At 38.9% G+C, this 1,733-nt stretch carries 2 protein-coding genes; both read left to right on the top strand.

All coding sequences use genetic code 11. The features are described 5' to 3' along the window. Positions 1–8 precede the first annotated feature (8 nt). A complete protein-coding gene (locus LOK78_RS16705) occupies positions 9–176 on the top strand; it encodes a T9SS type B sorting domain-containing protein (protein ID WP_336246339.1) in 168 nt (55 codons plus the stop codon). A gap of 5 nt (positions 177–181) precedes the next feature. Then, positions 182–1,733, top strand: a 1,552-nt coding sequence (locus tag LOK78_RS16355) for an FIDD domain-containing protein (protein ID WP_502243835.1), incomplete at its 3' end; no start/stop codon positions are given.

Genomic DNA, 1,733 nt, shown 5'->3' with positions numbered 1-1,733 from the left:
ATACCGAAATACTCATTTTCAACAGATACGGAAAACTAATTACAAAAATTGATCCTCTGGGAATGGGATGGGATGGTACCCTGAACGGGGAACCTCTACCAACAGATGATTACTGGTTCTTTATTACCCTACAGGATGGACGTATTTTTAAAAGCCACTTTACTCTTAAAAGATAATTTCTTTGAAAAAACTAACATTGATAGCAATTTGTATGCTATTGCTCCCGATCACCAACTTATTTTCTCAAGCTCCTACCGACTGTACCAATGCTATAGTAGTTTGTGGTAATTCAGAATTAAACTTGGATGTCTCAGGCATCGGAATACAAGAACTTTCTGGTTTAAATAGTTGTTCTAGCCAGGAAAACAATAGTGTTTGGTTAAAAGTAACTCCGATTACTTCGGGAACCCTTGGTTTTAATCTGACGCCTCAAAGTTTTTCAATCCAAGAAGACTATGATTTTTTTGTTTTTGGACCAAATGCTGATTGTGGCAACCTACCTCAAGCTATTAGATGCTCAACTACCAACCCACAAGCTGCTGGCCAAAATAATAACTTAACCGGTATGAATGGTACAGAAACAGATACTTCTGAAGGTCCAGGCCCCAATGGCAACAGTTTTGTAAGATGGTTAGATGTTGAGGCCGGAGATTCTTATTTCATTGTTATAGACAGGCCCATTGGCAATAGCCCGTTCACATTGGAATGGACCGGAACTGCTCAATTTTCAAGCCCACCAACAAATGAAACTGGTTCTTTCGAAGCTTTAAACTTGAAAAACTGTGATACTTTGGCTCCATTTGATGATGAAGTTACTGGGTTCAATTTAGATTCAAACACTCCAGGAATTATTGGTAGTCAAACTAATGTAAGCGTCTCCTACTATGAATCAGAAAGTGATGCCAACATCGATGAAAATGCTATCTCCGGAATCTACAACAACACTTCTAACCCTCAGGAGGTCTTTGCAAGAATGGAAAATACTCTCACAGGTTGCTTTGAAGTCATTCCATTTGTATTAACCGTAACTTCTGGCCCTAGTTTTGTCATCCCAACAAATCTCTCGTCTTGTGATGATTTTTCTGATGGAGATAATCTAAATGGATTTACAAGCTTTGATCTTACCGCTACGATAGAAGAAATACAAGGCAATAGTGAAAATGATTCCTTAAATATTTCCTTTCATGAGTCATTAGACCATGCTCAAACCGATACCAATCCATTGCCAAACGATTTTACAAATACCTTTCCCAATGACCAAATCATCTATGTTAGAATAGAAGATTCACAATTCCCCGCTTGTTTTAGTACTACCACCCTAAACTTAACTGTATTGCCAGTTCCCGAAGCCTTTGATGGGACTCTTTTGCAGTGTGACCAAGACTTTAGCCCTGACGGAATCACCCTGTTCAATTTGAATGAAGCTAATAGTCTAGTTTCAAACACACCTGACCAAGTTTCCATTGCCTATTTTGAATCTTTTGAGGAGGCTCAAGACAATCTGCAACCTTTGGATTACAACTATCTGAATACAACTAACCCTCAAACCATTTTTGCCAGGGTATTTGACCCCTCAACAGGATGTTACAGCGTTTCACAGGTAAGTCTTGAAGTTAGCACCACCCAAATTTCAGACTATGAAGTCCCCGGTGTTTGTGATGAGCCCAACTCTGAAGACGGTATCAATACGTTTGATTTAAACGAGGTGGCATTACAAATACAGAATAACAACA

The organism is Mangrovimonas futianensis (genome assembly GCF_021245805.1).
GTDB classification, from domain to species: Bacteria; Bacteroidota; Bacteroidia; order Flavobacteriales; family Flavobacteriaceae; genus Mangrovimonas; species Mangrovimonas futianensis.
The sequence above is the reverse complement of the archived record's forward strand: the minus strand, read 5'-3'. Positions and strand labels throughout refer to the sequence as shown.